This window comes from Mycobacterium sp., from assembly GCF_049280035.1.
In the GTDB taxonomy this organism is placed as follows: Bacteria; Actinomycetota; Actinomycetes; order Mycobacteriales; family Mycobacteriaceae; genus Mycobacterium.
In genome coordinates this window covers 1-3,678 of the sequence record NZ_JBAPPI010000540.1, presented here as the reverse complement: position 1 = coordinate 3,678, position 3,678 = coordinate 1, and the positions used below count along the sequence as shown (strand labels likewise).

At 64.8% G+C, this 3,678-nt stretch carries 3 protein-coding genes; all 3 read right to left on the bottom strand.

The genetic code is table 11. The annotated features are described in order from the left end of the window. Window positions 1–162 precede the first annotated feature (162 nt). Window positions 163–1,839, bottom strand: coding sequence for an energy-dependent translational throttle protein EttA (ettA, locus tag WAN71_RS17530; protein ID WP_422226547.1), 1,677 nt, complete (start codon window positions 1,837–1,839; stop codon window positions 163–165). A 126-nt stretch (window positions 1,840–1,965) separates the two neighbouring features. Continuing rightward, the gene (gene ssb / locus WAN71_RS17525; protein WP_422226546.1) at window positions 1,966–2,427 is read right to left on the bottom strand and encodes a single-stranded DNA-binding protein; all 462 of its coding nucleotides are present in this window, start codon (window positions 2,425–2,427) and stop codon (window positions 1,966–1,968) included. A gap of 303 nt (window positions 2,428–2,730) precedes the next feature. Further along, on the bottom strand, window positions 2,731–3,678 hold a 948-nt coding region (locus WAN71_RS17520; protein ID WP_422226545.1), incomplete at its 5' end, for a cytochrome c oxidase assembly protein.

The following is a 3,678-nucleotide window of genomic DNA, read 5'->3' as shown; positions in this document are numbered from 1 at the left end:
CCCTGGTAGGTGTCTGCGTATGCCTTCGGGATCCACTCAGGAACGTCCTCGGGCTTCGCGAACTTCGTCCAGTCCATGGCGCCCTGAAGGGAGGATCCGCGTTGACCCGTCATGCCGACCGCTCCTGCCTTAGCACGCATACCAGCGCTGGTAGGCATGACACTAGTCGCGCGTCAGCCTTCGGTGAGTCACCCTGTGCGGACGCGCCGCTTCGGCACCGAGCCGTTCGACTTTGTTCTCCTCGTAGGCGCCGAAGTTGCCCTCGAACCAGAACCACTTGGCCTCGTTGTCCTCGTCGCCCTCCCACGCCAGGATGTGGGTGCAGGTCCGGTCGAGGAACCAGCGGTCGTGAGAAATCACCACCGCGCAACCGGGAAATTTCTCCAGCGCGTTCTCCAGTGAGCCCAACGTCTCGACGTCGAGGTCATTGGTCGGCTCGTCGAGCAGGATCAGGTTGCCGCCCTCCTTGAGGGTGAGCGCCAGATTGAGCCGGTTGCGCTCACCACCGGACAAAACGCCGGCCGGCTTCTGCTGATCGGGCCCCTTGAAGCCGAACGCCGACACATAGGCTCGCGACGGAATCTCGTTCTGGCCGACCTGGATGTGGTCCAGCCCGTCGGAAACGACTTCCCACACCGTCTTCTTTGGGTCGATGCCGGCCCGAGACTGGTCTACGTAGCTCAGCTTGACGGTCTCGCCCACCTTGACGGTTCCGCTGTCGGGCTGCTCGAGCCCCACGATGGTCTTGAACAACGTGGTCTTGCCGACACCGTTGGGACCGATGACTCCGACGATGCCGTTGCGGGGCAGCGTGAACGAGAGGTCCTTGATCAGCGTGCGTCCCTCGAACCCCTTGTCGAGGTGCTCGACCTCGACCACCAGGTTGCCCAGCCGGGGGCCGGTGGGGATCTGGATCTCCTCGAAGTCGAGCTTGCGGGTCTTTTCGGCCTCGGCGGCCATCTCCTCATAGCGCTGCAGCCGGGCCTTGCCCTTGGCCTGGCGGGCCTTGGCCCCCGACCGCACCCAGGCCAGCTCGTCTTGCAAGCGCTTCTGCAGTTTGGCGTCCTTGCGACCCTGCACAGCCAGCCGCTCGGCCTTCTTCTCCAGGTAGGTGGAGTAGTTGCCCTCGTAGGGGTAGGCCCGGCCGCGGTCGAGCTCCAGGATCCACTGCGCGACGTTGTCCAGGAAGTATCGGTCGTGGGTGACCGCCAGGACCGCCCCCTCGTAAGCCGCCAGGTGCTGTTCGAGCCACTGCACACTCTCGGCGTCCAGGTGGTTGGTCGGCTCGTCGAGAAGCAACAGGTCCGGTTTGGCCAGCAGCAGCTTGCACAGTGCCACCCGGCGGCGCTCGCCGCCGGACAGATGCGTGACCGGCTCGTCCGGCGGCGGGCAGCGCAGTGCGTCCATCGCCTGTTCGAGCTGCGAGTCGAGGTCCCATGCGTTGGCGTGGTCGAGGTCCTCCTGCAGCCGGCCCATCTCTTCCATCAGTTCGTCGGAGTCGTCGGTGGCCATCAGTTCGGCGACTTCGTTGAAGCGGTCGAGCTTGACTTTGATGTCCCCGAGCCCTTCTTCGACGTTGCCGCGAACGGTCTTCTCCTCGTTCAGCGACGGCTCCTGTTGCAGGATGCCGACGGTGGCATCGGTGGCCAGGAAGGCTTCACCGTTGTTCGGCTTGTCCAGCCCGGCCATGATCCGCAAGACGCTCGACTTACCTGCCCCGTTAGGGCCGACGACACCGATCTTGGCGCCCGGATAGAAGCTCAGCGTGACGTCGTCGAGGATGACTTTGTCGCCGTGCGCCTTGCGGACCTTTTTCATCGTGTAGATGAACTCAGCCATGCAGCAGTGTTACCTCTCTGGTCTTTCGTTGCTCGCCGACCATCCTAGGCAGACGGCCCGGCTCCTTCTCCCGCCGCTTCCGCGGCGGGCATCGTCACCGGACGGGCACCGCCACAGCGGAGGCGGTTAGGCCGATAGCGCCAACCCCGTCTCGGTCACTGGCGCGGCGTCATCTCCGGCTTCGGCCGCGTCGCCCTCGACGGCTGGTGTGCTCGGGGCATCCGTTGCCACCGAGACCGTCTTCTCGATCTTTGCGTGGCAGCGGGATAGGTCGGGGCCGACCGAGGTGGCGCGCATCTCTAACGTCGAGCGACGAATGCCGTCGCGATCCTCGTATTCGCTGGTGTAGATGTGGCCCACCACGATCACCGGCGAGCCCTTGCCCAGCGATGCGCCCACACCAGAGACCAGCCGGCCCCAGCAATTGACAGTGACGAACAGGGAATTGCCGGCCTCCCATATGCCGTCAGCGACGCGGCGGCGGGAATTGCTGGCCACCCGAAACTTCATCACTTCCTGTGCGCCCGCCTGCCGGCGTTTCGGGTCGTTCACGATGTTTCCGACCACGGTTACCTGCGTTTCGAACATTGCTCTTCCTTTCTGAAAATGGCGGTGCTCTGCCGAACGACCCGGGCAATCCCGGTGACGCCACACCGCCGGTGCTGGGTCCAGTCAGCGCAGCCAGACCGACAACCGCGGCTGTGCCGACTCGTCGAGGGACGGAACCGGTGGATAGAGACGCGACTGTGGATAAGTAGCGGATGGCGTAAGCGCGCGGTCACTCTTGGCCGGTGATATCGCATGCGCTATCGCTTTGCAGAAGCATCTGATGGTCCGGTGCTGGTGCTGGCGTGGCTCTTGGTAGTCCAGTTGCCGGCGAGGCAATCCGAGCTAGTGCCGCGATGTGTCGCGGCGGGCCAGTTCGGCCAGCATCGCGTTGTAGGCCGCCAGCTCGGCGCCGTCGTCGCGTTCAGCCGCGCGGTCCAGCCGGCGGGCGGTTCGCTGGTCGCTACGCGTCCATTGCACAAGCAACGCGATCATCACGACGATCAGCGGTATTTCGCCTGCTGCCCAAGCGATTCCGCCGCCGAGCCGCTGATCGCCCAGCAGGTCGGTGTGCCAGCCCAGGTGTAGCGACCGGTAGAAACTTTCGCCGAGCACGTTCTGCATGCTCATCAGGAATACCCCGAAGAATGCATGCAGCGGCAACGACGCGAAGACCACCGCCACTTTGGCCAGCGGCGGGATGGGCCGCGGCGTCGGGTCGACACCGATTACCACCCAATAGAACAGGTAGCCGCTGACCAAAAAGTGCACGTTCATCGCGACATGGCCCATGTGGCTGCCGACCGCGGCGTCGAAAAGACCACCCAGATAAAGCCCGTAAAACCCGGCGATGAACAACACCGTGGCGACTATCGGATTGGTGAGAAACCTCGAAAGCCTGCTGTGCAGGGCGGCCAGCAACCATTCCCGCATACCCGGCGGGTCGTCGCGGCCGGCTGTCGGCAGTGCCCGCAACGCCAGGCTGACCGGACCCCCCAACACCAGCAGGATGGGAACCAGCATCGACAGCATCATGTGATCGGCCATGTGCATGCTGAACATCGCCGGCATGTACCGACCCAAACCCGACGACGTGACGAACAGCAACGCCAGGCAGCCCAGCAGCCAGGCCACGGTCCGGCCCGCTGGCCAGTCGTCGCCCCGGCGCCGTAGCCGCAGCACTCCGGCCAGGTACAGCGCGGCGAGCACCAAGGCGGCGGTGCCGAAAATCAGGTCGAAGCGCCAGTCGAACAGCACCCGCGCCGGGGTAGGCGGTCCGGCGAAGTCGTAGCC

Coding starts and splice junctions, on each gene's coding strand:
- ettA (WP_422226547.1), bottom strand. CDS start 1,839: ATGGCTGAGTTCATCTACACGATGAAAAAGGTCCGCAAGGCGCACGGC.
- ssb (WP_422226546.1), bottom strand. CDS start 2,427: ATGTTCGAAACGCAGGTAACCGTGGTCGGAAACATCGTGAACGACCCG.